The sequence below is a fragment of the Actinokineospora spheciospongiae genome (assembly GCF_003182415.1).
GTDB classification, from domain to species: Bacteria; Actinomycetota; Actinomycetes; order Mycobacteriales; family Pseudonocardiaceae; genus Actinokineospora; species Actinokineospora spheciospongiae.
Map to the genome: position 1 here is coordinate 555518 of NZ_QHCP01000002.1, position 26028 is coordinate 581545.

The following is a 26028-nucleotide window of genomic DNA, read 5'->3' on the forward strand; positions in this document are numbered from 1 at the left end:
AGCGGCCGGACGTCGGTGACCAGGGGTAACGTGCATCGGGCAACGCACCGCAAGCCCTGGTCCGAAAAGGTGAGAAATGCGAACGAAGCGATGACGGTCATGGATTCCCCGCCGTCCTTGCTCCACGCTCCCGACCCGCTCGCCGAGGCCGCCGCGCGCGGCCTGGCCGTCTTCCGGGCAGGCCCGGAGAGCGCCCCGCGCACCCTCCTCGACGTCCTCGCCGCCACCGCCGCCCGGCACCCCGACGCCGACGCGGTGGACGACGGCACCACGGTCCTGACCTACCGGGCGCTGCTGGCCGAGGTCGACTCGGTCAAGGCCGACCTGCACGCCGCGGGCGTCGGCCTCGGCGACCGGGTCGGCGTGCGCGTGCCCTCGGGCACCGTCGACCTCTACGTCGGCGTCCTGGGCGTGCTGGCCGCGGGTGCCGCCTACGTGCCGGTCGACTTCGACGACCCCGACGAGCGGGCCGAGCTGGTGTTCGGCGAGGCCGCCGTCACCGCCGTCCTCGGCGCCGGGCGCACCATCACCCCCCGCGCGAGCAGCGGCAACGCCCCCGGCAGGCCGACGCCGGACCACGACGCGTGGATCATCTTCACCTCCGGGTCGACCGGGAAGCCCAAGGGCGTTGCGGTCAGCCACCGCAGCGCCGCCGCGTTCGTCGACGCCGAGGCCGAGCTGTTCCTCGCCGACGAGCCGATCGGCCCGGACGACCGGGTGCTGGCCGGGCTGTCGGTGGCCTTCGACGCCTCCTGCGAGGAGATGTGGCTGGCCTGGCGCCACGGCGCCTGCCTGGTCGCCGCGCCGCGGGCGCTGGTCCGCACCGGGGTCGACCTGGGCCCGTGGCTCGTCGAGCGCGAGATCACCGTCGTGTCGACCGTGCCGACGCTGGCCGCGCTGTGGCCCGCGGAGGCGCTGGCCGAGGTGCGGCTGCTGATCTTCGGCGGCGAGGCCTGCCCGCCCGAGCTGGCCGCCCGGCTGGCCGTGCCGGGCCGCGAGCTGTGGAACACCTACGGCCCCACCGAGGCGACCGTGGTGGCCACCGCCGCCCGGCTGACCGGCGCGGGCCCGGTGCGCATCGGCCTGCCGCTGGACGGCTGGGAGCTGGCCGTGGTCGACGAGGCGGGTGAGCTGGTGCCGATGGGGGGCAGCGGCCAGCTCGTCATCGGCGGCGCGGGCCTGGCCCGCTACCTCGACCCGGCCAAGGACGCGGAGAAGTTCGCCCCGCTGCCCGCGCTGTCCTGGGACCGCGCCTACCGCAGCGGCGACCTGGTCACCGCCGACCCCGAGGGCCTGCTGTTCCTCGGCCGCGGCGACGAGCAGGTCAAGCTGGGCGGGCGCCGGATCGAACTCGGCGAGGTCGACGCCGCCCTGCAGGCCCTGCCGGACGTGGCGGGCGCCGCCGCGGCGGTGCGCACCACCGCCGCGGGCAACCAGCTCCTGGTCGGCTACCTGGTGCCGAAGCCGGGGTTCGACGCCAGGGCCGCCGTGGAGCAACTGCGCGCCGCGCTGCCCGCCGCCCTGGTGCCGCTGCTGGCCGAGGTCGACACGCTGCCCACCCGCACCTCCGGCAAGGTCGACCGCAACGCCCTGCCGTGGCCGCTGGACCTCGACACCACCGAGGTCGACGCCGCCGCGCTGACCGGCACCCAGACCTGGCTGGCCGGGCTGTGGCGCGACATCCTGGGCGTGCCGGTCGGCAGCCCGGACGCCGACTTCTTCCAGCACGGCGGTGGCAGCTTGACCGCCGCGCAGCTCGTCTCCCGCATCCGCGCGGAGTACCCGAGCATCGCCGTCAGCGACCTGTACCAGAACCCGACGCTGGGTGAGCTGGCCGAACTGGTCGACGCCGCCGCCGCGAGCGTGCAGAGCGACCGCGTGATCGCCCCGATGCCGCGCAAGGCGCAGGTCGTGCAGGCCCTGGCGACCGTCCCGATGCTGACCCTGGTCGGCGCGCGCTGGGCCGTCACCGTGGCCGCGCTGAGCAACGTCCTGGCGCTGACCGGTGCGCTGACCTGGGCGCCGACGACGTCCTGGTGGCTGGTCGCGGTCGGCTGGCTGCTGTTCCTGAGCCCGATGGGCCGGATGGCGCTGGCCGCGGGCACCGCCCGGGTCCTGCTGCGCGGGGTCACCCCCGGCGACTACCCGCGCGGTGGCGGCGTCCACCTGCGGCTGTGGGCCGCGGAGCGGGTGGTCGACCTGACCGGTGCCACGAACCTCGCGGGCGCCCCCTGGATGACCCACTACGCCCGCGCGCTCGGCGCCAAGATCGGCGACGACGTCGACCTGCACTCGCTGCCCCCGGTCACCGGCCTGCTCAAGCTGGGCCGGGGAGCGGCCGTGGAGCCCGAGGTGGACCTGTCCGGGCACTGGCTCGACGGCGACGTCCTGCGCATCGGCCGGATCAAGGTCGGCGCCGGTGCCACCGTCGGCTCGCGCAGCACGCTGTTCCCCGGCGCCCGGGTCGGCAAGCGCGCCGCAGTCGCGCCCGGCTCCGGGGTGCTGGGCGCGGTCCCGGCCGGGGAGCGGTGGGGCGGGTCGCCCGCCAGCCGCACCGGCAAGGCACCGCACCGGGTGGTGCGGCCGCCGCGGCGGCGCCGCTGGGTCGCGGTGTACGCGGCCACGTCGTTCGCGCTGAGCCTGTTCCCGGTGCTCGCGGCCGTCCCGGCGCTGCTGGTGCTCGGCGCGTTCGCCGCCGGGTCGGCGGACCTGCCCGCCGCCCTGGGTTCCGCGCTGCTCGGCGTGCCCGCGGCCACGGTCACCTGGCTGGTGGCGTACGCGCTGCTGGTGCTGGTGTCGGTGCGCGCGCTGTCGATCGGGCTGCGGGCGGGGCTGCACCCGGTGCACAGCCGGGTCGCGTGGCAGGCGTGGGCCACCGAGCGGATCATGGGGCTGGCCCGGGTCGGGCTGTTCCCCCTGTACGCGAGCCTGGCGACGCCGGTGTGGCTGCGCGCCCTGGGCATGAAGGTCGGCCGCCGGGTCGAGGCGTCGACGGTGCTGGCGCTGCCCAGCATGACCACCGTGGGCGACGGCGCGTTCCTCGCCGACGACACCATGATCGGCACCTACGAGCTGGGCGGCGGCTGGCTGCGGATCGAACCGGCCAAGGTCGGCAAGCGCGCGTTCCTGGGCAACTCGGGGATGACCGCGCCGGGCCGCTCGGTGCCCAACCGCGGCCTGGTCGGGGTGCTGTCCTCCACGCCGAAGAAGGCCAAGGCGGGGTCGTCCTACCTGGGCATGCCGCCGATGAAGCTGCCCCGCACGGTCGAGACCGGTGACGAGAGCACCACCTTCGACCCGCCGAAGCGGCTGATGGTGGCCCGCGCCCTGGTCGAGCTGTGCCGGGTGGTCCCGGTGATGGCGTCGGCGGCGCTGGCGGTGCTCGCCGCGGCCGGGTTCCTCTGGCTCGGCCCGTGGCTGGGGCTGGCCCTGGGCGGGGTGCTGCTGCTCGGTGCGGGTGTGGCCGCGTGCGCGGTGTCGGTGGCGGCGAAATGGCTGCTGGTCGGCCGGTTCCGCGCGGTGGAACGTCCACTGTGGAGTTCGTTCGTGTGGCGCACCGAGCTGGCGGACGCGTTCGTGGAGGTGCTGGCGGTGCCGTGGTCCGTCCCGGCCACCCAGGGCACCCCGCTGCTGTCGGTGTGGCTGCGGGCGATGGGTGCCCGGATCGGTCGCGGCGCGTGGGTGGAGACGTACTGGCTGCCCGAGTCGGACCTGGTCCACATCGGCGACGGGGCCACGGTCAACCGCGGCTGCGTCGTGCAGACCCACCTGTTCCACGACCGGATCATGAGCATGGCCCCGGTGACCCTGGGCGCGGGCGCCACCCTCGGCCCGCACGGCATCGCACTGCCCGGCGCATCCGTCGGCGACCGCACCACGGTCGGCCCGGCGTCGCTGGTGATGCGCGGCGAGTCGGTGCCCGCCGGGACGCGCTGGTTGGGCAACCCGATCTCGGCGTGGCCCGCCGGTCGCTGATTGAATGGGGGCATGAAGGCAGGGGAGCCGGGGGCCAGCACCTCCCACGACGCGTACCTGCCGCAGAACGGCAACGGCGGCTACCGGGTCAGCCACTACGACCTGGAACTGGACTACCGGGTCGGGCCGGGCAGGCTGTCCGGCCGGGCCCGGATCTCGGCGGTGTCCACGCAGGCGCTGTCCAGGCTGAGCCTCGACTTCCGCGGCCTGCGCACCGCCCGGGTCACCGTGGACGGCAGGGCGGCCCGCTACGTCCAGCGCGGGGCGAAGCTGCACGTCACCCCGGCCCGCCCGGTGCAGGCCGGGGTGGCGTTCGTGGTGGAGGTCCGCTACCTGGGTTCGCCAACCCCGGTGCCCAGCCGGTGGGGTGAGATCGGCTGGGACTACCTCGACGACGGCGTGGTGGTCGCCAGCCAACCCGTCGGCGCCCCGTCCTGGTTCCCGTGCAACGACCACCCGTCGGACAAGGCCACCTACCGGCTGTCGGTCACCACCGCGTCGGCGTACCTGGTGGAGGCGACCGGGCAACTGGCGTCCCTGCGCTCGGCGGCCAGCACCAGCACCTGGGAGTACGTGCTCGCGGCGCCGACCCCGACGTACCTGGTTGGTGTCCAAATCGGACGCTACGGCGCGTTCGCGGTGAATTCCCCGGTGCCCCAGCGCTTCGCCGCCCCCACGCGGATCACCTCGGCCGCCCGGCACGACTTCGGCCGCCAGGGCCGGATGATCGAGGAGTTCTCCCGCCTCTTCGGCCCCTACCCGTTCCCCGGCTACACGGTCGTCATCGCCGACGCGGAACTGGACGCCCCGGTGGAAGCCCAGTCGCTGTCGGTCTTCGGCACCAACCACGTCGACGGCAGGCGCGGGTCGGAGCACCTGGTCGCCCACGAACTAGCCCACCAGTGGTTCGGCAACAGCCTCACCGTCGCCGAGTGGAAGCACATCTGGCTCAACGAGGGCTTCGCCACCTACGCCGAGTGGCTGTGGTCGGCCGCCGCCGACGGCGTCCCGGTCGACACCCACGCCCGCCGGGCCTGGCGCACCCTCGCCGCCCAACCCCAGGACCTCGTCCTCGCCGACCCCACCACCGAAAACCTCTTCGACGACCGCGTCTACCTCCGCGGCGCCCTCACCCTCCACGCCCTCAGGTCCACCCTGGGCGACCCGGCCTTCTTCACCCTGCTCAAGACCTGGACCACCACCCATCACCACAGCACGGTGACCACCGACGCCTTCATCGCCCTGGCCGAGACCCACGCCTCCGGCCCGCTGACGGCACTCTTCACCCGCTGGCTGTACCGCACGGCCCTCCCCGCCCTGCCCACCTGACCGGGGCCAGCGACTACAACCCGCACCTCGCCTGACCGGCCAACCCGCCCACAGCCCACACCACTGCGGCGCATGTGAACTCGCGCTTCGAGCAAGTCGACGAGTCCAGCCGAAATGAACAGCACTCTCGCTCAGGAGTGATCAGCATTGACGGGGAAGGACAACCGCCCTTGGTGGTCCCGAACCCGTTCAGCGAACTCGGGGCAACCCGCATCGCTCAGCTTGCTCGCCAAGTCGGCACGACCAGTCCGGCCAACCCAGTAAAGGGTCTGGTCGTAAGTCACCTGTCGCACGACGTGGGGTGTGCTGTCATCGACCAACACGAAGAAGTCGTCGGGTCGGTAAACCTCATAAGGCATCGAATCAACATCCTGACCAGCGACAACAAAGCCGTTGTCGCAGGTCAGGATGAAATCTGCCTGACAGGCCAGAGCCGCGGCGTGCACGTGCTGGTCGTCGACGTCGCCGCCGGAGAACGAGCCATCGATGGTGAAGTCGTCGACTCGACCCCCTTCAAAGGTTTCCGCGATCCGATCCCTTATCGCGGTGATCTTCGCGCCGTTCCAGTCCGGGTGTTTCCGCCGCAGGCGGTATACCGTCTCCGCGAGTACGTCCTCAGTCCAGTAGACCGTGTACGCGCCGCCTTGGAGTTGCAACAACGCGAGCCAGTCCCTCAGGGTGCGGGAGTAGAACACGTTCGCGTCGGTGAACACTCTCGTTGAGACCACCGCGAGAGGGTATCCACCGGCTTGGCACAGCCGCCCAAGACCGGTCGGTGGGCATGATGAGCCAGATCAGTCGTCTTCCAATGCCCGCAGTTCGTTGAATGCCGCCAGTTGACGTTGCCTGCGGTCGTGTTGTTCGCGCAGCACGTCAACTGTGCGCAGGCGGGTGTGCGAGCCGACTTTGTGCGAGGGGATCTCACCGGAGTTGACCTTGCGCATCAACGTGGGGCGGGACACGCCCAGCAGTTGAGCGGCCGCAGTGGTCGTCAGTTCTTCGGGCATCGAACTGATGGTGACCGCATGCCCACGCGCCACAGCGTGGACCACCTGAGCGATCATCGCCGACAACTCATCCGGCACTCGAACCGCGGAGCCTTCCCCCTCGACCTCGGCGGTGAACCGGGCGCCGTGTGCGGGAAGTGAGGTCATCAACGCCTGCGCCTGCCGCTGATCGCGTTCGTCCGCCAACAGGACATCACGATCAGCCCTGGCCACCAGCCTCGACACCGTCACCACTCCCTCCCCAACACTTACAGTTGCAACTGAACCAACTTTCACCTGTATGTGCAACCTTAGTCGATGGCGTCATACCGGTCGAGTGGATTCACTCTCAAGGTGCACATCACACCGTCGGTGGGTCGAGCAGGCTGAGCGCGGTGTGGATGCTGCGGGGATCGGTGGATCTGGCGTCAGACCGCGAGCCTCACCGCGAGGGGGAGAAGCGGTCAGAGGTCGACGGTCGGGGTGACCACGGTGCGCGGTTTGCCGCCGTGCATCCGGACGCGGATCTGGGTGGTGCCCCGGGGGACCTCGGTGAGCACGAACCGGCCGCCCTCGTCCGCGACGGTCTTGGCCGTGTCGTGGTCGGCGACGCGGACCTCGACGCCGTGCTCGCCCGCCGGGACGAGCCAGCCGTCGATGCGCTGGCGCTCCCCGGTGCGGGTCACGTTGACCATGACCGTGAGGTCGCCGACGAAGAAGGTCATGGTGCCGGTGCCGCCGCCGCGGACGCCCGCGAGGGCGCGCTGGTCAGCCCAGCGGGCGGCCTCCAGCTCGACCTCGGCGTCGATGTCCTCGATGGCGAGGGCGAACTGTGAGCGCTCGACCAGGCCCTCGGGCACCGGGTCGAGCTCGTCCATGAGCCGGGCGACCTCGCCCATCCAGTAGTCGTGCTCGGCGGGTTCCATCTCGTGTCCGTCCATGGTCCTCATCTGCCACCCTCCCCATCTTCGTACAGGTCGCGCAGGTTCTGCAGGCACCGGCCGCGGGTCGGGCCGATGCTGCCGCGCGGCATCTCCATCGCCTCGGCGACGACCTGGTAGTTCGCGCGGCCCTGCAGCACGGTCAGCCGCAGCAGTTCCTGGCAGCGCGCGGGCAGCCGGTGGAACGCGCTCCACAGCCGGTGGTCCCGCTCGTCGCGCAGGACCTCCGCCTCGGGCATCGGTTCGGTGCTGTGCACGTGCTCGGCGGCCTCCTGCGGGAGGTCGCCCTGGGCGGTGCCGCGCCTGCGGGTGCGCACCGCCTCGCGCTTGGTCGTGATCACCAGCCAGCCGACGAGCGCCTTGGGCTCGGCGACCTTGTCGAGGTTGCGCAGCAGCGCCAGCCACACCGTCTGCACCACGTCCTCGGCGGCGGTGCGGTCGAGGCCGACGCCGCGCGAGATGTGCCACACCAGCGGGGACAGCTCCGCCACGATCACGTCGAGGGCGGACTTGTCGCCCGCTCTGGCCGCGAGCACGCACGCCGCGTGGCGATCGGCGCCCTGCAGGCCCTCCCATGGCGGATTGGTCCCTACCGTGCGGATCACCGCTTCCACCCCACTCTTCGTCGTCCGGGGTCGTTCTCCCTGGTGGTGCCCGGTGCACCGGGCCGGGCGGGCCTGCCGCGCCCCCGCGCGGCCCGCCGTGCCCGGACCGCCGAACCGGCTGTCCCCCCTGAGTGTCCCTAGGACGCGTCCAGAACGAAAGTGAAGGCCTGCCGGGCCTGCTCCTCCCACGGCCGGGCCAGCTCCGCCCGCAGCTCGTGCCGACCGCACGCGGTGACGTCGAAGGTCAGGGTGCGACCCCCGCCCGTACCCGGTACGTCCGCGACCATCCGCAGCGCCTCGGGCAGCAGCCACCGCCACCGGTAACCGGTGGTCGTCATCGGGGACTCCGGCAACCGGAGTTCGACGGTGTCCCCGCTGCGCAGCCCGGTCGGCCCGGCGGCGTCCGCCACCGACAGCCTCACCAACGCCATCACCCGCTCCTCCACCCGGCGGAAGGTGGCGGAACGGCTCCCCTGCGCCCGTTCCGCCACCGCCGGCCCCCGTGCTCACACCAGGATCTGTTCGATACGGCCCACCGCGTCCTCGCGGTAGTCCACCGGACGGCCGCCGTGCACGGCCTCCACCGCCAACGCGGTCAGGCGGGTGTGCCCCACCCCCGGGGCCAACCGCTTCCAGCCGACCCCCTCCACCCACATCCAGACCCCGGTCGACGCGTCGTGCGACCAGAGCCGCGCGACGGTGCGCCCCCGCACCCACCGACCGGGCCCGGCAGCCGCCACGTCCCGCACCCGCACCGTCAAATCGGGCGTCGAGGTGGTGACGCACATGGCTTCCTCCCCCGGGTGGTCGGTTGTTCCGGACACCTGTAAGAGTCCGACGCGCCACCGGGGATACGTCCACGTTTCGGCGAATTTGCGCCTTGGCAGCGTTGCGCCACCCCACCCGGCCGGGCGCCACAGCGACCAGACCGGCGCCCTGAGCACGGCCTAGTAGGCAGGCGCGTCCTCCTCCGGCATCAGGACCCAGCAGGCCACGTAGATCAGCGCGCCCGCGCCGAACCCGAGCAGGGTGGCGGCCACCAGCCCGATGCGCACCAGCGCGGCGTCGATGCCGACCGCCTTGGCGATGCCGCCGCAGACGCCCGAGAGCATCCTGTCGGTGCGGCTGCGGCGCAGCTTGCGGACCTTGGTCTCGGTCTCTCCGAAGTTCGTCATGCCTCCACTTTGGCTGCTCAGCGCCGGTCCGGCATCGGGGATCGACCCGGAATCCCGACTCGGGGACAACCCCGGGATTGACTCATACCCATATGGGTATGTAATGTTCTCGGCATGGCGAGGGCAGCGACCACGACGGACGCGTTCAACGCGGTGGCCGAGCCCCGGCGCAGGCAGATCCTGGACCTGCTGGTGGCCGGGGAGCGGTCGGTGACCGACCTCGTCGAAGCGCTCGGGGTGGTGCAGCCGCTGGTGTCCAAGCACCTGCGGGTGCTCCGCGAAGTGGGCCTGGTCGAGGTTCGCGAGGAAGGGCGGCAACGGCTCTACCGCCTCAACGGCGAACCGCTCAAACCGATCCACGACTGGGTCAGGCAGTACGAACGCACGTGGTCGAGCCGCTTCGACGCGCTCGACGACGTCCTCGAAGAACTCAAGCAGGAGGAAGAAGACAATGGCACTGGCCACTAAGGGCACCGCGGTCGTGACGCTCCCCAGCGACACCCAGATCCTCATCACCCGCGAGTTCGACGCCCCCAAGCACCTCGTCTACAAGGCCTGGACGACCCCCGAGCTGATCGAGCGCTGGTGGGCGGGCGACATGGGCGAGGTCAAGTCCATCGAGGTCGACCTGCGCGTGGGCGGCACCTGGCGCTACGTCATGGTGGCCGACGGCGACTTCGAGGTCGGCTTCCACGGCGAGTACCGCGAGATCACCGAGAACGAGCGCATCGTCGCCACCGAGGTCTACGAGGGCGCCCCCGACGGCGAGGCGGTCAACACGCTGACGCTGACCGAGCGGGACGGCCGCACCACGCTGAGCGTCCTGGTGCAGCACAGCTGCAAGGAGCACCGGGACACCCACGTGAACTCGGGCATGGAGGTCGGCATGCAGACCTCCATGAACCACCTCGACGAGGTCGCCCTCTCCCTGCTCTGACCCCGGGCGCCGACACCGTCGGCAGCGCCCGGGATCACCGCTCCGCGATGGCGGACAGGGCCTCCGGCACGGGCTCGGTGTGCACGACCCCGAGCCGCTGGGTCGCCCGGGTCAGCGCCACGTACAGGTCGTTGCGGCCGCGCGGCGACTCGGCCACGACCCGCGCGGGTTCCACCAGCAGCACCCCGTCGAACTCCAAGCCCTTGGACTGGCGGACGGTCAGCACCGCCACCTGGCTCTCCAGCTCCGGGTGCTCGCCGATCGCCGCGTCGGGCAGTCGGGCGGCGACGGCCTTGCCCACCTGGTCCACCAGGGACTCCGGCACCAGGACGGCCAGGGTGCCCGGGTGCGCGGACCCCTCGGCGGCCAGTGCGGCGACCGTCCCGGCCAGGTCGGTCGTCCGCACGCGCCACGGGTTCGCACCGGTCTCCCGGACCGAGGACGGCGGGGTCAGCGAGGTCCCCAGTTCCGCCAGGACGGACGCGGCCACCGCCATGACCTCCGCCGGGGTGCGGTAGTTGACCGTCAGCTCGGTCTGGCGCCAGCGGTCCTCGACGTAGGGGCCCAGGACGTCCGACCACGCCGTGGCCCCCGCCAGGTCACCGGTCTGCGCCACGTCCCCGACCAGGGTCATGGACCGGGAGGGGCAGCGGCGCATGAGGACGCGCCAGGCCATGGCGGACAGCTCCTGGGCCTCGTCCACGATGACGTGGCCGAAGGTCCAGTCCCGGTCGGCGGCGGCGCGCTCGGCGGCGGTGCGGTGGTCCTCCTCGTCGTTGCGCTCGGCGAGGCGGCTCGCGTCGATCAGGTCGTAGGCGGTGAGGATGTCGGGGTCGGCCTCGTCCTCCAACTGCAGGATGTCGAGGACGCCCTGGGCGTAGTCCTGCTCGTCGCGCCTGCGCTGGTCGGCCCTGGCCCGCTCCAGGCGGTCGTCGACGCCCAGCAGTTCGGCCGCCTCGTCCAGGAGGGGGGCGTCGGCGGCGGTCCAGCCGAGGCGGGGGGAGCGCAGCAGCAGCGCCCGCTCGTCCTCGCGCAGGTCCGGGAACGCCACCTCCAGGCGGTCGGGGCAGGCGTAGAGGTCCGACAGCAGGGTCTGCGGGGTCAGCAGCGGCCACAGCTCCTCGATGGCCGCCCGCACCTCGTCGTCGGCGGCCAGTTCGCGGCGGATGTCGGCCAGGTCGCCCTCCTCCAGGAAGTCAGCGCCCAGGCGCTCGGCCTCCTGCCGGGTCAGGGCGGCCACGACGGCCTCGGCGAACAGCGGGCGGGCGGCGTTGTGCGGCTTGCGCGAGCGCCGCGCCCGCTCCTGCGCGGCCAGCACGGTCGGCCCGTCCAGGACCAACTCCTCGCGCTCCACCACGAGCGTCATCGGCTCGTCCGGCACCACCTGCCGGTCGCGGACCGCGCGGCGCAACGCCTCCACCGCGTCCAGGCGCCCCTTGATTTCCGCCGCCCGCGCGGGCTCGGGGCGCACACCCCGCTCACCCGGGTACAGCTCCCCCACCGTCTGCAACAGCACACCGGTCTCCCCGAGGGAGGGCAGCACCTGCCCGATGTACTTGAGGAACGTCGCGTTCGGCCCGATCACCAGCACACCGCGCCGCGACAACTGCTCGCGGTGGGTGTAGAGCAGGAAGGCGGCGCGGTGCAGCGCCACGGCGGTCTTGCCGGTGCCAGGTCCACCCTGGACCACCAAGACGCCGTTGAGGCCGGAGCGGATGATCTCGTCCTGCTCGGCCTGGATGGTCTCGACGATGTCCGACATGCGGCCGGTACGGGAGGCGTTCAGCGCGGAGAGGAGCGCGGCCTCCCCGGTCACGCCCTCGTGCGCGTCCCGCCCGGCGGCGAGGTCAAGCACCTCGTCGTCGACGGCGGTGACCCGGCGCCGGGAGGTGCGGATGTGCCTGCGCCTGCGCACCCCGTCCGGGGAGGCGGCGGTGGCCAGGTAGAAGGGCCTGCTGGCGGGGGCGCGCCAATCCATCAGCAGGGGTTCGTGGTCGCCGGACTCGTCGAACAGCCCCAGCCTGCCGATGTAGCCGCGCCCGCCGTCGGCGAAGTCGAGCCTGCCGAAGCACAACCCGTTCTCCACCGCCCCGTACTGCGCCAACGCCGCGCTGTGGTGCGCGGTCTCGGCATCCCGGTGGGTCATGGCGGTGGGACTGCTGCTGGTCTCCCGCAACGTCCGGGCCAACCGCGCACCACTGTCCGCACGCAACCCGTCGAGCCGCGCGTACAACATCGAGACGTATTCCTGCTCGACGCCGATCTCGGTTGACAATCGCCCTCCACGTGGCGTAAAATCGTTTACACGACGCCAGCAACGGCGTCTTTTTTTGTGCGCAATGACCTCCCAATGTAACGCAGAACCGGTGTCGGGGAAACGGCGAGGGGGAGCGCATCACACCGCAGTGGACGCACTCCCCCGGTCCGAGTGGCTCAGGCGGCGAGCCGCAGGTCCTCCCTCGGGAACGAGGTCACGTAGGGCTCGTCGATGTCCGGCATCTCCAGGCTCACGGTGACCATCGGGCGCAGCCCGGGTGAGGACACCCGGAGCACCACGCCCTCGACCTCCCTGAGCCCGAACGGCGCCACGATCCGGTCGCCGACCCTGATGTCCTCAGCCATGTCGATTCCTCTCACCACTGCACCAACTCCGGCAGCAGAGTCCGCAGGTACGTGCTGCACACAGTGTCCATCGCCTCAGCGAGCTCGTCCAGCGAGAACCGCCATTCCAGCGCTGTCGCCAGCGATAGCGAATGACCGTCCCGCCGCAGCAGGTTGAGCTTCGCCTCGACGTCGTGCGCGATCCCGTTGCGCGCTTGGTTGAGCAGGTTCACAGTTGAGATCCAACCTCTCACCTGATGGGGGAAATGGGTCCCCAACTCCACCCACACCTCCAGACCACACCGCAAGAAGTCGATGGCGATGTTGTCCTTCGTGGCATTACCCGAATCCAGGCGGCGACCGCGCAGCACGTTGTGGGACCTGAACACGTTCTCAAGCCCCCGGTCGGCGATACCGGCGGCCGCGAAGACCACCTCGACGCAGGCGTCGAGCAGGTCGCGGCAGAAGCCTTGGAATTCCGCCGCCAGGCGGAGGAGCACGGCGTGCGAGAGCTCGTTCGCTCCCCACTCGTCCATCGCCTCGGCGTCGAGCGTCCGGTGATGCGCGGCCACGAGGCGGTCGAGCCTTCGGGAGCGTTCCTCTCTCCAGACCGTCAATGCGTTCGATTTCACCGGGCAAACATACGTTCGGTCGCATTTCCACGAATGGGCGACCCTTTATTTCAAACAATGAAACAGGCATTTCAAACCAGGTAACAAGGGCAAACGATAAGGGGAGCGCATCACACCGCAGTGGACACGCTCCCCTGGTCGAGCCAGCTCAGGCGGCGAGCCGCACGACCTCCGTCGGGAATGAGGTCACGAAGGGCTCGTCCAGTTCCGCGAGGTCCAACTGCACGGTGACCATGGGGCGGACCCCAGGTGAGGAGACCCCAAGGACCACGCCCTCGACCTCGTCCACCCCCAGCGGTGCCACGACCCGGTCGCCCACCCTGATGTTCTCGGTCATACCGACTCCCTCCACCACGGCGTCACCTCCGGCAGCAAGAACCGCAGGTGCGCGTCGCACAGTGTCCATCCCGACGGTGAGCGGGTCCAGCAAAGAACGCCACCGCAGCGTTGTCGACAGCGACAGGGAAGGACCCCCCCTGCCGCAGTTGGTCGAGCTTGACGTCCACGCGATACGAGAATTTCAGCCTGAGGAACAAAAGGCCCGGGCCGCGGAATCGCGGCCCGGGCCTTCCGGGAAAAGCGGTGGAACAGGCGTGGATCAGAAGTCCATGCCACCGGTCGGGTCGCCCGCGGGGGCGGCACCGGCCTTCTCCGGCTTGTCGGCGACGACGGCCTCGGTGGTGAGGAACAGCGCGGCGATGGACGCGGCGTTCTGCAGGGCCGAGCGGGTCACCTTGGTCGGGTCCGGCACGCCCGCGGCGAGCAGGTCCTCGTACTCGCCGGTGGCGGCGTTGAGGCCGTGGCCCTGGGGCAGGCCCTTGACCTTCTCCACCACGACGCCACCCTCGAGACCGGCGTTGACCGCGATCTGCTTGAGCGGGGCCTCGACGGCGACCTTGACGATGTTGGCACCGGTGGCCTCGTCGCCGGTCAGCTTCAGGCCCGCGAAGGCGGCCTCGGCGGCCTGGAGCAGCGCGACGCCACCACCGGCGACGATGCCCTCCTCGACGGCGGCCTTGGCGTTGCGCACCGCGTCCTCGATGCGGTGCTTGCGCTCCTTGAGCTCGACCTCGGTGGCGGCACCGGCCTTGATGACCGCGACACCACCGGCGAGCTTGGCCAGGCGCTCCTGGAGCTTCTCGCGGTCGTAGTCGGAGTCCGACTTCTCGATCTCGGCGCGGATCTGGTTGACGCGGCCCTGGATCTGCTCGGCGTCACCCGAACCCTCGACGACGGTGGTCTCGTCCTTGGTGACGACGACCTTGCGGGCCTTGCCCAGCAGCTCGATGCCCGCGTTGTCCAGCTTGAGGCCCACGTCCTCGGAGATGACCTGGCCGCCGGTCAGGATCGCGATGTCCTGCAGGATCGCCTTGCGGCGGTCGCCGAAGCCGGGCGCCTTGACCGCGACGGACTTGAAGGTGCCGCGGATCTTGTTGACGACCAGGGTGGCCAGGGCCTCGCCCTCGACGTCCTCGGAGATGATCAGCAGCGGCTTGCCGGACTGCATGACCTTCTCCAGCAGCGGGAGCAGGTCCTTGACCGAGGAGATCTTGGAGCCGAACAGCAGGATGTAGGGGTCCTCGAGGACCGCTTCCTGGCGCTCGGGGTCGGTCACGAAGTAACCGGAGATGTAGCCCTTGTCGAAGCGCATGCCCTCGGTGAGCTCGAGCTCCATGCCGAGGGCGTTGCTCTCCTCGACGGTGATGACGCCTTCCTTGCCGACCTTGTCGAGCGCCTCGGCGATGAGCTCGCCGATGGTGGAGTCGCCCGCGGAGATGGACGCCGTGGCGGCGATCTGCTCCTTGGTCTCGACCTCCTTGGCCTGCTTGTGCAGCTGCTCGATCACGGCCTCGACGGCCTGCTCGATGCCGCGCTTGAGCGACAGCGGGTCGGCGCCCGCGGCGACGTTGCGGAGGCCCTCGCGGACGAGCGCCTGCGCCAGCACGGTGGCGGTGGTGGTGCCGTCACCGGCGACGTCGTCGGTCTTCTTGGCGACCTCCTTGACCAGCTCGGCCCCGATCTTCTCCCAGGGGTCCTCGAGCTCGATCTCCTTGGCGATCGACACACCATCGTTGGTGATGGTGGGCGCGCCCCACTTCTTCTCGAGCACGACGTTGCGGCCACGCGGGCCCAGCGTCACCTTCACGGCGTCGGCGAGGATGTTCAGTCCGCGCTCGAGGCCGCGACGCGCTTCCTCGTCGAACGCGATCAACTTGGCCATTGCGGTGTGGTCCTCCGGCTTGATTGGAAACACCTACGGCCAGGCGGTGCCCGCGACGGACGACCGGCATCCTGCCGGCCTCACCTGTCCCGACCTCTGTCGCTGGCACTCGGGGACCCCGAGTGCCAATACGTGTTTAGCACTCGACGGGGTCGAGTGCAAGAAAAGCAGGTCGGAACAGCCGGTGACGTCCCCGATCAGGGCGCCGGGACGATGGAGATCGACGGCGGCAGCGTCCGGCGGGTGCTCGACGGCGCGGTCGTCGACCCACTGCCGGTGTCCTCCGGGCCCACCTGGATCGACGGGGCGGTCGGCTCCGGCGTGCCGTCACCGCCACCGGAGTCACCGGTCAGGAAGACGACGGCCAGCACGATCGCGGCGATGGCCACCGCGCCCACCAGCACCGGCGCGATCCACCGGTTGCCCGACTTCTCCGCGCCGAAGGCCGTGCTGCCCGCGGGCACCGGCGGGCGCAGCCGCACCGGCTCGGCCTGCGAGGGCAGCGACCGGGGCCCGCCCGGCTGGTACTGCTGGGGCCGCTGCTGCTGCGGCGGGCGCTGCTGCTGCCCGGGGGGCTGGCCGGGACCCATCATCGTGCCCTGCGGACCGCGCGGCGGCGGCCTGCGCGGCACGTTGGTCAGCGCGGCGCGCGCGGCGGCGACCAGCTCGCGGCAGGTGGCGTAGCGCTGGGTCGGCGACTTCGCCATGCCGCGCCGGATCACGTCGTCGATCGCGGGCGGGAGCTGCACGTGCTCGGTGACCGCCGGTGGCTCCCGGTTCAGGTGGCCCTGGATGACCTCGGGCACCTGCCCCTGGAACGGCGGGCGGCCCGACAGGCAGGCGAACAGCACGCAGGCCAGCGAGTACTGGTCGGTGCGGCCGTCGACCGGTTCGCCGCGCAGGTGCTCGGGGGCGGCGTAGGTCGGCGAGCCGAGGAAGTCGCCGCCTCGGGTGCGGTGGCCGGTGGCCCCGCGCCGGGTCAGGCCGAAGTCGGCGAGGTAGATGTGCTCACCGGCCGACTCGCGCGTGGTGACCAGCACGTTCGCCGGTTTCACGTCGAGGTGCACCAGGCCGCGCTCGTGCAGGTTGTCCAGCGCCTCGGCGACCTGGCCGAGCAGGCTCAGCGCCCGCTGCGGGGCCATCGGCCCCTCCTTGACCAGGCCGGCCATGTCCGAGCCGTCCACCAGCCGCATGGCGATGTAGAGCAGCCCGTCGACCTCGCCGAAGTCGTAGAGCGGGACGACGTTCGCGTGGTCGATGGCGGAGGTGTTGCGGGCCTCGTCGACGAAGCGCTCGCGGAACTCCGGGTCCTCGGTGAGGTGCTCGGCGATGACCTTGAGCGCCACCCGGCGCCCGAGTCGGACGTCGGTGGCCCGGTACATGACGCTCATCCCGCCCTTACCCAGCACCCCGTCGATGCGGTAATGGCCTAGGCGACGCCCGGTGAGGTCCTCCGACACGCTGGCGAGCCTAACGTCCGCGCCGCGCGTTCCGCGCCCGGTCGCCGCAACCGGCGCGTTTCACCCCTGGGGGGTGTGGTGCTCGGGGCGGGCCTGCTCGGCCGTGGCCCCGTTTCGAAGCCCGGGATCTTCGTGGGTGTGCCCGGGTGGGTGGTCGGCCCCGGGATCAGCGGCCCAGCCAGGCCGCCATGGCGCGCGGGGTGCGGGTTTGGGTGAGGAGCGTTCCCGGGCCCGCGAAGTCGAGGATCAGGCCCTCGCCGGTGCGGACCGACTGCGGGCCGGACTGGGAGACGGCGCGCAGGCGGGCCTGGGTCTCGTCGCTGTAGGCCAGCAGGTGGGCGGGGTCGACGGTGATGAACTCGCCCGCCGCCAGGGTGACCGTGTCCAGGGCGCCGCAGCAGGCCAGGACGAGGGAGCCGGTGCCGGTGGCGTGTTCGAGGAAGCCGTGCTCGGCGCCGAAGAGGGAGTGGAACCCGGGCCACTGGGCGTCCGCGCGCAGGGTTGCCGTGACCGCCAGCCAGCTTCCCCGGGAGACGCACCAGCCCGCGGTGCCGTCGAGGTCGATGGTGTGGACGTCGCCGGGGAAGGCGGGGGCGATGTCGACCCAGCCGCCCTCGGTGCCCGCGGTGAACACGGCGGGCACCGACCGGCCGCGGCCCGCGCGGCCCTTGGGCTCGACGTGCACGCCGTAGCTGGTCGCCAGCATCGCCGAGGACTCCGCCTGCACCGCCTCACCCGGGGCCAGCAGCAGACGGGCGACCCCGAACGCGGGGGTGTGCCGGGTGCGGACCTGCACGCGCGTCCCCTTCCTCCCGCCCCGGCAGGCTCGTCCGGCCGGGACAGGGTGGGAGTGTGGCACGGCGGCGGCAGGGCAGGATGGGGCCGTGGCGAAACGGACCTACAGCGTGCGGGAGTACCAGGCCGAGGTGGCGGCGCTGCTGCCCGCGCTGCCGGTGGCGGTGACGCCGCTCGCCGGTTGCCGGGGGCTGGTGCTGGCCGAGGACCTGGTGGCGGCGGTGTCGCTGCCGCCGTTCGACAACTCCGCGATGGACGGTTACGCGGTGCGCGCCGCCGACGTCGCGGGGGCCCCGGTGGCACTGCCGGTGGCCGACGACATCCCGGCCGGGCGCACCGCGGTGCGGCCGCTGGAGCCGGGCACGGCGCACCGGATCATGACCGGGGCACCGCTGCCGCCGGGCGCGGACGCGGTGGTCCAGGTGGAACTGACCGACGGGGGGACCGAGGTCGTCACCGTCAACTCGGCCGTGCCCGTGGGCAGGCACCTGCGGATGGTCGGCGAGGACGTGGTGGCCGGGACGGTCGTGCTCAGCGCCGGGACCGTGTTGGGCCCGCCGCAACTGGGTCTGGCCGCGGCGGTCGGCGCGGCGGCGCTGCCGGTGCGCCGCCGCCCCAGGGTGCTGGTGCTGTCCACCGGGTCGGAGCTGGTGGAACCGGGGCGGGAACTGGAGTTCGGGCAGATCCACGAGTCGAACAGCGTGCTGATCGCCGCGGGGGTCGAGGAGGTCGGCGGGGTCGCGGAGGTGCTGCGGTTCGTGCCGGACGACGTCGAGGAGTTCCGGTCGGTGGTGGCGGCGCGGGCGGGGACCGCGGACGTGCTGGTCACCTCGGGCGGGGTGAGCGCGGGGGCGTACGAGGTGGTCAAGGACGCCCTGACCGGGCGCGGGGTGGAGTTCGTGCGGGTGCTGGTGCAGCCGGGTGGGCCGCAGGGGTCCGGGCTGGTGGACGGGCTGCCGGTGGTGGCGTTCCCGGGCAACCCGGTGAGCGCGGCGCTGTCGTTCGAGCTGTTCCTGCGCCCGGCCCTGCTCGGCGCCCTGGGCCACCGGAGCGTCGACCGCCCCCGGGCCAGGGCGCGGGCGGCGGCGGCCATGACCTCGCCCGCCGGGCGCGTGCAGTACCGCCGGGGCAGGCACGACTCGGGGAGCGTGGAGGTCGTCCCGGTGGGTGGGCCCGGCTCGCACCTGCTGGCCTCGTTCGCCGCGTCCAACTGCCTGATCGAGATCCCCGAGGACGTCACGGAGGTGCCCGAGGGGGCCGAGGTGGACGTGGTCCTGCTCGACTGACCCGTACGCTGGCCGCATGGGCTTCTTCGCGTGGGTCGTGTTCGGCGCGATCGCGGGCTGGGCGGCCAACCTGGTGGTCGGTGGCCGCGACCGGCGGCGGCAGGGCTGCCTGGTCAGCGTGCTGGTGGGGGTCGTGGGCGCCGCCCTCGGCGGCCTGCTGCACCGGCTGCTCACCGGCCGCGAGATGACCTTCGAGTTCGACTTCCCCAGCCTCGGCGTCGCCGCCCTGGGCGCGGTCGTGCTGCTGGCGGTCCTGCGCGCGGTCCAGGGCCGCCCGACCCGACGTGGTCGCAGGTAGACAATTTCCCACCATGCAGGACCGTTCGTGCTCCATTGCCCGACCGGGCGACCGCCACGTAGACTTCCAACTGCTCCAGAACGGGGCATCCGGTCGGCGCCTGCGTCGTCGGGGGACGCAGGCGTCGCTCGGGTGTCCCGTTCCTGTCTCGTTCGCGTGAACGAGCGTTCTTCCGGCTCTGAGCTGCCAACTCCCGTCCGCCACTGCCACACTGCGGACAAGGTGCGCGAGCAGGGGAGGCGGTGCGGGAATGGCATTTCCCACGGATCTGACAGCGGTGCTGACAGGCACCTCCCGTGACCGGCTCCGCCACTGGCACTCGACCGGCCTGTTCTCACCGGAGATCGCCACCGAGCCCCGCCTGCTCTACTCCTTCCGCGACGTCGTCGCGCTGCGCACAGTGGTGCGGCTGCGGGCGAGCACGTCACTGCAGAACATCCGCCGGGCCTTCGAGAACATGTCCGCGCTCGATCTCACCGAACACCCGTCCAGATACCGCTTCGGCACCGATGGGAAGACGATCGGACTGATCGACGAGGCGGGCAACGCGGTGGACCTCGTCGGGAAGCCGGGGCAGTACGAGGTGCTCAGCCTCGCCGAGATATTCGGGGCGTTCGAGAACCGCCGTGGCGAGCAAGTGGTCGACTTCCTGCGACCGCGCAGCCACCTGGAGGTCCGAGCGGGCAGGCTGGGCGGCTGGCCGACCATCGCCGACACCCGCATCGGCTACGACACGGTCGCGTCCCTGGTTTCCGGTGGCGATGTGTCGCTGGAGCGCGTGGCGTACTTCTACCCGGGCGTGTCAGCGGCCGCGGCCCGGGACGCCGTCGACTTCGACCGACTGGTCCGCGACTCGGCATGAGGTTCTTCATCGACCACAACCTCAGCCCGAGACTGATCCCCGACGTCGCCGCACTCCACCACGACCACACGTTCTCGTGCGCCGAGGACGAGGACCTGGCAGCCTTGGACGACATCCGGCTGCGGCTCGTCTGACCAGCGCCACGCCGGTGAGCGACCCGGTTCGCGTACCGTGTGCCGCAAATCCGGTCGAGACGCGAGGAAACAGCCAACCGATGAGCGCCGCCCCGCAGTCCACGCTCAAGCACCTCGTCGAGTTGACGAGGAGCATCATCCCGCCGGTGCACCCGGGGGGGCGCCCGTTCGTCCTGGCCGGACTCGGCGCCACGCTGTTGGTGCGGCGGTTCTCCAAGCGGGTGGGGGTCGGTGGCGGGATTCTGACCGCGTGGCTGGCCTGGTTCTTCCGCGAGCCGCAGCGGGTGACGCCGCAGCGGCCGGGGATCGCGACCGCGCCCGCCGACGGGACCGTGTCGCACGTGGTGGAGGCCGTGCCGCCCGTCGAGTTGGGGTTGGGTGGGGAGCCGATGCTGCGGGTCAGCGCCTTCCTGTCCGTGTTCGACGTGCACGTGCAGCGGATTCCCGCGCCGGGGCGGGTCGTGAAGGCCGTGCACCAGGCCGGGCAGTTCCTCTCCGCCGACCTGGACGCGGCCAGTGAGGTCAACGAGCGCAACAGCGTCCACCTGCGCACCCGCGACGGGCACGACCTGGCCGTGGTGCAGATCGCCGGGCTGGTGGCGCGGCGCATCTTCTGCGACGTGTCCGACGGGGACGAGGTCGAGGCCGGTGCGACCTACGGGTTGATCCGCTTCGGGTCGCGGGTGGACCTGTACGTGCCGCTCGGCAGCCGGGTGCTGGTGGAGCCGGGGCAGCGGACCATCGGCGGCGAGACCGTCCTGGCCGAGCTGCCGGGAGCCTGACCGTGGCGACCGCGCCGGGCGTGCGGCTGCTGCCGAACGCGATCACCGTCCTGGCCATGTGCGCGGGCCTGTCGGCGGTGCAGTTCACCCTCAAGGGCCAGCTCGCGGCGGCCATCGCGGCCATCGCGGTGGCGGCGGTGCTCGACAGCCTCGACGGGCGCATCGCCCGGATGCTGGACGCGACCAGCAAGATGGGCGCCGAGCTGGACTCGCTCGCCGACGCCATCTCCTTCGGCGTGGCGCCCGCGCTGGTGCTCTACACCTGGCGCTTCGGCGGGGACCGGGTCGGCTGGGTGGTGTCGCTGATCTTCGCCGTGTGCATCGTGCTGCGGTTGGCGCGGTTCAACACCCTGCTCGACGACACCGACCAACCGGTGTACGCCAAGGAGTTCTTCGTCGGCGTGCCCGCGCCCGCGGGTGGCCTGCTGGCGCTGCTGCCGATGATCCTGACCATCGAGTACGGCGACAACGGCCACTGGTGGCAGTCGCAGCCGGTGGTCATGGTGTGGACCATCCTGATGGCCGCGCTGCTGATCAGCCGCATCCCGACGCTGTCGGTGAAGACCGTGCGGGTGCCCGCGCGGGCGGTGGCGCCGCTGCTGGTCGGGGTGGGCCTGCTGGCCGCCGTGGTGATCACCTACCCGATGGTCGCGCTGGCGGTCCTGCTGGGCCTCTACCTCGCGCACATCCCGTACGCGGTGCGGCGCAAGCGCTGGCTGGCCGACCACCCGGAGGCGTGGGACGTGCCCGCCAAGGAGCGCCGGGCGATCCGCCGGGCGCACGGCGGCTACCGGCGCAGGCTGGGGCTGCGGCCACCGCTGCGCCGGGTCGCCGGGGCGGCGCGGCGCGCGGTGCGCAGGCCGCTGCGCGCGGGCGAGGGCGAACCGCTGCCGATGATGCTGCCGCCGGAGCCCCGGCCCGGGTTGCGCGGGCGCACCTGGCGGCGCACCGGGCTGCGGCGCCAGTCGCGGCCGGGCCCCGGGGAGCCCGAGGACCGCTGAACCGCCGGACCACAGGGCCACTGGGTTCCTGGACTGCTGAGTTGCTGAACCACTGAAGTACTGAGTTGTGGAGCCACCGGGTTCCGGGGCGCTGGGGGCCGAGTCGTCGCGTCCCGGAGCCGGGGGCGTGGAAGACTCGCGGGCGTGGGCTCGCAGATCACGCTGACCGTCCGGCTCTCCCCCTCGGCGCTCGACACCCGGCGCGGGGTGGTGCGGTTGCACCCGGAGGTGCTCGACGCGCTCGGCCTGCGCCAGTGGGACGCGGTGCGGCTGACCGGGGCGCGGGTCAGCGCCGCGCTGGCCGCCGCCGGGGACGGCACCGGTCCGACCGGGGTGGTGCTGCTCGACGACGTGACCATGTCGAACCTCGGCGTCACCGAGGGGTCCGAGGTGGTCGTGGCCCCGGTGGAGGTGGCGCGGGCGACGTCGGTCACCGTGTCCGGCTCCCGGCTGGCGAGCACGTCGCTGACCCCGGAGACGCTGCGGCTGGCCCTGGTGGGCAAGGTCTTCACCGTCGGCGACGCGGTGTCGCTGCTGCCGCAGGACCTGGCGCCGGGCACCGACGCGGGCGAGGTGCGCGGGAGGCTGTCCCGGGCGATCGGCGCCACCTGGACCAACGAACTGCTGACCGTCACCGCGGTCGAGCCCGCCGGCGTGGTCACCGTGCACCCGTCCACCGTGGTCGGCTGGCGCGACGGCGCGCGGACCGGGGAGCGGGCGGCCGTGCCGGTCGGCGGGGCGCCGGTGGCGGTGGCCGAGCCCGCGCCCGCGGTGGCGTTCACCCCGGCCGAGCAGCAGGCCCCGGAGCCGCTGCCGCTGGCCGACCTGGTCGGTTCGCGGGCGGCCGCGCGCACCCTCGCCGAGTGGTTCGAACTGGCCTTCACCCGCCCCGACCTGCTCGAACGCCTGGGCGCCGACGTGCGGCTGGGGGTGCTGGTCACCGGGCCGGAGGGGGTCGGCAAGGCGAGCCTGGTGCGGGCGGTCGCGCACGCGGCGGACGCGGCGGTGGTCGAGCTGGTCGGCCCGACCGTGGCGGTGCTGGAGGCGAACGCGGCGGCGGCGCGGGTGACCGCGGCCGTCGAGGCGCTGCGCGCGCACTCCGCCGCGGGGCGCGCGGCGGTGCTGCTGGTCGACGACCTGGACGTGCTGCTCCCGGCGACCACTCCCCCGCCGTTGGCCACCGTCGTCCTGGACATCCTGCGCGCGGCGGTCGACCTGCCCAAGACCGCCCTGGTCGCCACCTCGGCGCACCCGGAGGCGGTCGACGCCAGGGCGCGCGGGGTGCACCTGATCGACCGCGAGCTGGCGATCCCGCTGCCGGACGCGAAGACCAGGGTGGAGCTGCTGCGGGTGCTGCTGCGCGACCTGCCGGTGGAGTCCGGTGTGGACTTCGGGGTGCTGGCCGAGCGCACCCCCGGCTTCGTCGCCGCCGACCTGGTGGCGCTGCGCCGGGAGGCCGCCATCCGGGCCGCCCTGCGGGACAAGGACGCGCCCAGCATCACCGCCGACGACATCGTGGGCGCCCTGGACACCGTCCGCCCGTCGTCGCTGTCGTCGTCGCTGCGCACCGGCGACCTGAGCCTGGACGACGTCGGGGACATGGTGGAGACCAAGCAGGCGCTGACCGAGACGGTGCTGTGGCCGCTGCGCTACCCGGACTCCTTCGCCCGCCTCGGGGTGGCCCCGCCGCGCGGTGTCCTGCTCTACGGCCCGCCCGGTGGCGGCAAGACGTTCCTGGTGCGGGCGCTGGCGGGCACGGGGCAGCTCAACGTGCTGTCGGTCAAGGGCGCGGAGCTGATGGACAAGTGGGTCGGCGAGTCCGAGCGCGCCGTGCGCGACCTGTTCCGCCGGGCCGCCGAGGCCGCCCCCGCGGTGATCTTCCTGGACGAGATCGACGCCCTGGCCCCCCGCCGCGGCCAGTCCTCCGACTCCGGGGTCTCCGACCGCATCGTCGCCGCCCTGCTGACCGAGTTGGACGGTGTGGAACCCCTGCGCGACGTGGTCGTCATCGGCGCCACCAACCGCCCGGAACTCGTCGACCCGGCCCTGCTGCGCCCGGGCAGGCTGGAACGTCTCATCTACGTCCCACCGCCGGACGCCGAGGCCCGCGCCGCGATCCTCAAGGCGACCGCGCGCAACACCCCGCTCGCCGAGGACGTCGACCTCGACGCGTACGCGGCGGACCTGGAGGGGTACTCGGCGGCGGACTGCGCGGCGCTGATCCGGGAGGCGGCGCTGACGGCGATGCGGGAGTCCCTGGAGGCCACGGTGGTCACCGCGGAGCACCTGCGCGCGGCGAGCGCGGCGGTCCGGCCGTCGTTGGACCCGGCCCAGTTGGCCGCGCTGGAGGCCTACGCCGCCCAGCGGTCCTGACCGGGTCCACTGTGGATCGGTCCGGGTGCGCCCGGGGCGCACCCGGACAGCCGGGCTACAGGCGTTCGACGATGGTGGCGTTGGCCTTGCCGCCCGCCTCGCACATGGTCTGCAGGCCGTAGCGGCCACCGCGCTGGTCGAGGACGCCCAGCAGGGTGGTGGTCAGTCTCGTCGGTGTCGAGCTGGGTGGCGGTGCCGTCGGCGTGCGTCACCCTGAGCGGGGCCACCTCGGCGGCGAAGCGGCCCTCGCGCCACGCGGCGGCGGCGTTGTGGTGGTTGACGAGGGCGAACTCGTCGAGCCGGGCTCGGGACAGCTCCCACCTGCGGGCGATCAGCTGTTGCCGCGCTGCCGGTCGACGGTCACCCCGGGCACCGACTCGGGAAACCCGGCGGCCAGGGCGGCGTACCGGCTGGTGTTGCCGCTCTGCTCGCCGACCTGCCCGACCGCGCCGCCGATCACGTCGTCGACCCCGGCCGGGTCCAGACCTCCGACCCCACTGTGTGCCGCGCAGAGGGTGGAGGTCGACGAAAGGCGGACCGATCAGTCCGTGATCTCGGCCACTGCCGGGACCTACTTGTCCCTGGCCTCGTGGTAGTCCTGGGTGACGATGAGGATCAAGCCGGGCGAGGCGTCCTTGATGCCGTCGAAGCGGGCCTCGGAGCGGATGCCGAAGTCCGCGGCCAACTCCTGGGCCGCCGCCTCCTGCCCGGAACCGGGCTGGAAGTAGACGGTGGTGACCGGGATCTTGCCGCCGGAGTAGTTGCCCGTCTCGGCGACCGTCCACCCGCGAGCGGACAGGTCGCGGCCCGCCTCCTCGGCGAGGCCCTTGACGAAGCTGTTGTTGTAGACGCGCACCGGCTGCGACCTGGTGCTCGGCCCGGCGCCGGGGACCGGTGCCCCCGGGGCGGCGGGCGGCGCGGCCGGGACCGCGGTCGTCGTGGTGGCCGCAGGCGGCACCGTCGTGGTGGCGGGCGCGGTCGGCTCGGCCGGTGCCGACGACCCCGGGGCCGACGGCATCGACGTCGACAGCGAACCGGTGGTCGCGGGCGAACTCGTCAGGTCACCGCTCGGCGGGGCCGGTGCGGTGACCGACGACGAGGTGGGCGGCGCGGCGGAGGTGTCGCCGGTCCCGTTCACGATGGTGACCACGCCGATGACGGCGGTCACCGCGGCCACCCCCATGAGGGCGAGGCCGATCAGGCGACCGGGTCGCGCGGGTCCGGAAGGGTCGGTGGTCATCGCGGGTCCATCCCCAGCCTGCGCGCCGAACCGGCGCGCTTCCTGCTCGCTCGCAACCGGCGCAGCCTGGTGACCAACGCCGGTTCGGCCTCCACGGCCGCGTTCTTGTCGATCAGTTCGTTGAGCACCTGGTGGTAGCGGGTGCCGGACAGGCCGAACTCCTCGCGCACCGCCTGTTCCTTCGCGCCGGGCGACTTCCACCACTGCCGCTCGAAGGCGAGCATGGCGACTTCCCGCTCACTGAGGTCCCCCGGCGCGCCCGGCGCGGCGCGCCCGCCCGGCTCGGCGGGCAACTCGGCGGCGTCCATCAAGCTCCTCGCATCCCGGGTGCGGTCCTGCCCGCCCATTACACCACGTCACCACCCGCTGTGATCGACACCGCGTCGGCGCGTCCG

The 26028-nt window shown here is 72.4% G+C and carries 29 protein-coding genes and 1 pseudogene; 11 read left to right on the plus strand and 19 right to left on the minus strand.

Translation table 11 applies throughout. The features are described from left to right. Positions 1-90: 90 nt before the first annotated feature. Together DFQ13_RS06205 and DFQ13_RS06210 are read left to right on the plus strand one after the other, a co-directional pair. Positions 91-3975 (plus strand): Pls/PosA family non-ribosomal peptide synthetase, encoded by a 3885-nt coding sequence (locus tag DFQ13_RS06205; protein WP_110079130.1) that lies wholly within the window; start codon positions 91-93, stop codon positions 3973-3975. Between the two features lie 12 nt (positions 3976-3987). Further along, the gene (locus tag DFQ13_RS06210; RefSeq protein ID WP_110079131.1) at positions 3988-5304 is read left to right on the plus strand and encodes a M1 family metallopeptidase; all 1317 of its coding nucleotides are present in this window, start codon (positions 3988-3990) and stop codon (positions 5302-5304) included. A 131-nt stretch (positions 5305-5435) separates the two neighbouring features. On the opposite strand, the gene DFQ13_RS06215 is transcribed toward DFQ13_RS06210, so the two are convergent. From DFQ13_RS06215 to DFQ13_RS06245, 7 genes are all read right to left on the minus strand, one after another. Next, positions 5436-6032 (minus strand): PIN domain-containing protein, encoded by a 597-nt coding sequence (locus DFQ13_RS06215; protein ID WP_110079132.1) that lies wholly within the window; start codon positions 6030-6032, stop codon positions 5436-5438. Positions 6033-6098: 66 nt separating this feature from the next. Next, positions 6099-6542: a helix-turn-helix domain-containing protein gene (locus tag DFQ13_RS06220; protein WP_233438279.1), complete on the minus strand. Its 444-nt coding sequence runs from the start codon at positions 6540-6542 to the stop codon at positions 6099-6101. Between the two features lie 212 nt (positions 6543-6754). Then, positions 6755-7231, minus strand: a complete 477-nt coding sequence (locus DFQ13_RS06225) for a carboxypeptidase-like regulatory domain-containing protein (RefSeq protein ID WP_052020287.1) — start codon at positions 7229-7231, stop codon at positions 6755-6757. A gap of 5 nt (positions 7232-7236) precedes the next feature. Next, positions 7237-7836, minus strand: a complete 600-nt coding sequence (locus DFQ13_RS06230; RefSeq protein ID WP_035277553.1) for an RNA polymerase sigma factor — start codon at positions 7834-7836, stop codon at positions 7237-7239. Between the two features lie 137 nt (positions 7837-7973). Next, positions 7974-8267, minus strand: coding sequence for a protease inhibitor I42 family protein (locus tag DFQ13_RS06235; protein WP_110079133.1), 294 nt, complete (start codon positions 8265-8267; stop codon positions 7974-7976). Positions 8268-8342: 75 nt separating this feature from the next. Beyond that, positions 8343-8660 (minus strand): hypothetical protein, encoded by a 318-nt coding sequence (locus DFQ13_RS06240; RefSeq protein WP_146241120.1) that lies wholly within the window; start codon positions 8658-8660, stop codon positions 8343-8345. 123 nt (positions 8661-8783) lie between these two features. Beyond that, complete coding sequence (locus DFQ13_RS06245; RefSeq protein WP_035286814.1) at positions 8784-9011, minus strand: PspC domain-containing protein; 228 nt, start codon at positions 9009-9011, stop codon at positions 8784-8786. 114 nt (positions 9012-9125) lie between these two features. Here DFQ13_RS06245 and DFQ13_RS06250 point away from each other — a divergent pair, with 114 nt between their 5' ends. Together DFQ13_RS06250 and DFQ13_RS06255 are read left to right on the plus strand one after the other, a co-directional pair. Next, positions 9126-9479, plus strand: coding sequence for an ArsR/SmtB family transcription factor (locus tag DFQ13_RS06250; protein WP_035286812.1), 354 nt, complete (start codon positions 9126-9128; stop codon positions 9477-9479). Continuing rightward, entirely contained in the window at positions 9463-9948 is a 486-nt protein-coding gene (locus DFQ13_RS06255) for an SRPBCC family protein (RefSeq protein WP_035286809.1), read from the plus strand. Before DFQ13_RS06250 ends, DFQ13_RS06255 begins: the two co-directional genes overlap by 17 nt. A gap of 34 nt (positions 9949-9982) precedes the next feature. On the opposite strand, the gene DFQ13_RS06260 is transcribed toward DFQ13_RS06255, so the two are convergent. From DFQ13_RS06260 to DFQ13_RS06290, 7 genes are all read right to left on the minus strand, one after another. Next, complete coding sequence (locus DFQ13_RS06260; RefSeq protein ID WP_110079325.1) at positions 9983-12184, minus strand: HelD family protein; 2202 nt, start codon at positions 12182-12184, stop codon at positions 9983-9985. Between the two features lie 197 nt (positions 12185-12381). Then, entirely contained in the window at positions 12382-12570 is a 189-nt protein-coding gene (locus tag DFQ13_RS06265) for a hypothetical protein (RefSeq protein ID WP_035286805.1), read from the minus strand. 11 nt (positions 12571-12581) lie between these two features. Further along, positions 12582-13181, minus strand: a complete 600-nt coding sequence (locus DFQ13_RS06270; RefSeq protein WP_146241122.1) for a hypothetical protein — start codon at positions 13179-13181, stop codon at positions 12582-12584. Positions 13182-13329: 148 nt separating this feature from the next. Beyond that, entirely contained in the window at positions 13330-13518 is a 189-nt protein-coding gene (locus tag DFQ13_RS06275; RefSeq protein ID WP_035286801.1) for a hypothetical protein, read from the minus strand. Between the two features lie 261 nt (positions 13519-13779). After that, positions 13780-15402 (minus strand): chaperonin GroEL, encoded by a 1623-nt coding sequence (groL, locus tag DFQ13_RS06280; protein ID WP_035286799.1) that lies wholly within the window; start codon positions 15400-15402, stop codon positions 13780-13782. A 197-nt stretch (positions 15403-15599) separates the two neighbouring features. Continuing rightward, complete coding sequence (locus tag DFQ13_RS06285) at positions 15600-16862, minus strand: serine/threonine-protein kinase (RefSeq protein ID WP_110079136.1); 1263 nt, start codon at positions 16860-16862, stop codon at positions 15600-15602. 166 nt (positions 16863-17028) lie between these two features. Beyond that, positions 17029-17658, minus strand: a complete 630-nt coding sequence (locus tag DFQ13_RS06290; RefSeq protein WP_110079137.1) for an AIM24 family protein — start codon at positions 17656-17658, stop codon at positions 17029-17031. 88 nt (positions 17659-17746) lie between these two features. On the opposite strand from DFQ13_RS06290, the gene moeA reads away from it, so the two are divergent. The 7 genes from moeA (at position 17747) to DFQ13_RS06320 (ending at position 24393) form a co-directional block, all read left to right on the plus strand. Then, entirely contained in the window at positions 17747-18943 is a 1197-nt protein-coding gene (gene moeA / locus DFQ13_RS06295) for a molybdopterin molybdotransferase MoeA (RefSeq protein WP_035286793.1), read from the plus strand. Between the two features lie 16 nt (positions 18944-18959). Then, positions 18960-19241 carry a GlsB/YeaQ/YmgE family stress response membrane protein gene (locus tag DFQ13_RS06300; RefSeq protein WP_035286792.1) on the plus strand — a complete coding sequence of 94 codons (282 nt, stop codon included), beginning with the start codon at positions 18960-18962 and terminating at the stop codon, positions 19239-19241. A 277-nt stretch (positions 19242-19518) separates the two neighbouring features. Then, complete coding sequence (locus tag DFQ13_RS06305) at positions 19519-20103, plus strand: DUF433 domain-containing protein (protein WP_233427826.1); 585 nt, start codon at positions 19519-19521, stop codon at positions 20101-20103. Next, positions 20100-20237 (plus strand): hypothetical protein, encoded by a 138-nt coding sequence (locus DFQ13_RS33615; RefSeq protein WP_161784512.1) that lies wholly within the window; start codon positions 20100-20102, stop codon positions 20235-20237. The genes DFQ13_RS06305 and DFQ13_RS33615 overlap by 4 nt, the downstream gene beginning before the upstream one ends. 80 nt (positions 20238-20317) lie before the next feature. After that, positions 20318-21019, plus strand: a complete 702-nt coding sequence (locus DFQ13_RS06310; protein ID WP_110079138.1) for a phosphatidylserine decarboxylase — start codon at positions 20318-20320, stop codon at positions 21017-21019. 56 nt (positions 21020-21075) lie between these two features. Further along, a complete protein-coding gene (pssA, locus tag DFQ13_RS06315; protein ID WP_407643139.1) occupies positions 21076-22020 on the plus strand; it encodes a CDP-diacylglycerol--serine O-phosphatidyltransferase in 945 nt (314 codons plus the stop codon). Between the two features lie 144 nt (positions 22021-22164). Beyond that, on the plus strand, positions 22165-24393 hold the full coding sequence (locus tag DFQ13_RS06320; RefSeq protein ID WP_110079140.1) for an AAA family ATPase: 2229 nt from the start codon (positions 22165-22167) through the stop codon (positions 24391-24393). Between the two features lie 55 nt (positions 24394-24448). Here DFQ13_RS06320 and DFQ13_RS35915 read toward each other — a convergent pair whose 3' ends face one another. The 5 genes and pseudogenes from DFQ13_RS35915 to DFQ13_RS06335 all read right to left on the minus strand — a co-directional run bounded on the left by DFQ13_RS35915 (position 24449) and on the right by DFQ13_RS06335 (position 25941). Then, the gene (locus DFQ13_RS35915; RefSeq protein WP_407643140.1) at positions 24449-24559 is read right to left on the minus strand and encodes a hypothetical protein; all 111 of its coding nucleotides are present in this window, start codon (positions 24557-24559) and stop codon (positions 24449-24451) included. A gap of 49 nt (positions 24560-24608) precedes the next feature. Further along, positions 24609-24728, minus strand: a pseudogene (locus DFQ13_RS36075) (thiolase family protein); the annotation flags it as partial. Next, positions 24725-24853 carry a hypothetical protein gene (locus DFQ13_RS36080; RefSeq protein WP_456049225.1) on the minus strand — a complete coding sequence of 43 codons (129 nt, stop codon included), beginning with the start codon at positions 24851-24853 and terminating at the stop codon, positions 24725-24727. The pseudogene DFQ13_RS36075 and the gene DFQ13_RS36080, both read right to left, overlap by 4 nt. A gap of 111 nt (positions 24854-24964) precedes the next feature. Beyond that, a complete protein-coding gene (locus DFQ13_RS06330; protein ID WP_110079141.1) occupies positions 24965-25633 on the minus strand; it encodes a LytR C-terminal domain-containing protein in 669 nt (222 codons plus the stop codon). After that, complete coding sequence (locus tag DFQ13_RS06335) at positions 25630-25941, minus strand: DUF3263 domain-containing protein (RefSeq protein WP_110079142.1); 312 nt, start codon at positions 25939-25941, stop codon at positions 25630-25632. Before DFQ13_RS06335 ends, DFQ13_RS06330 begins: the two co-directional genes overlap by 4 nt. Positions 25942-26028: the final 87 nt, after the last annotated feature.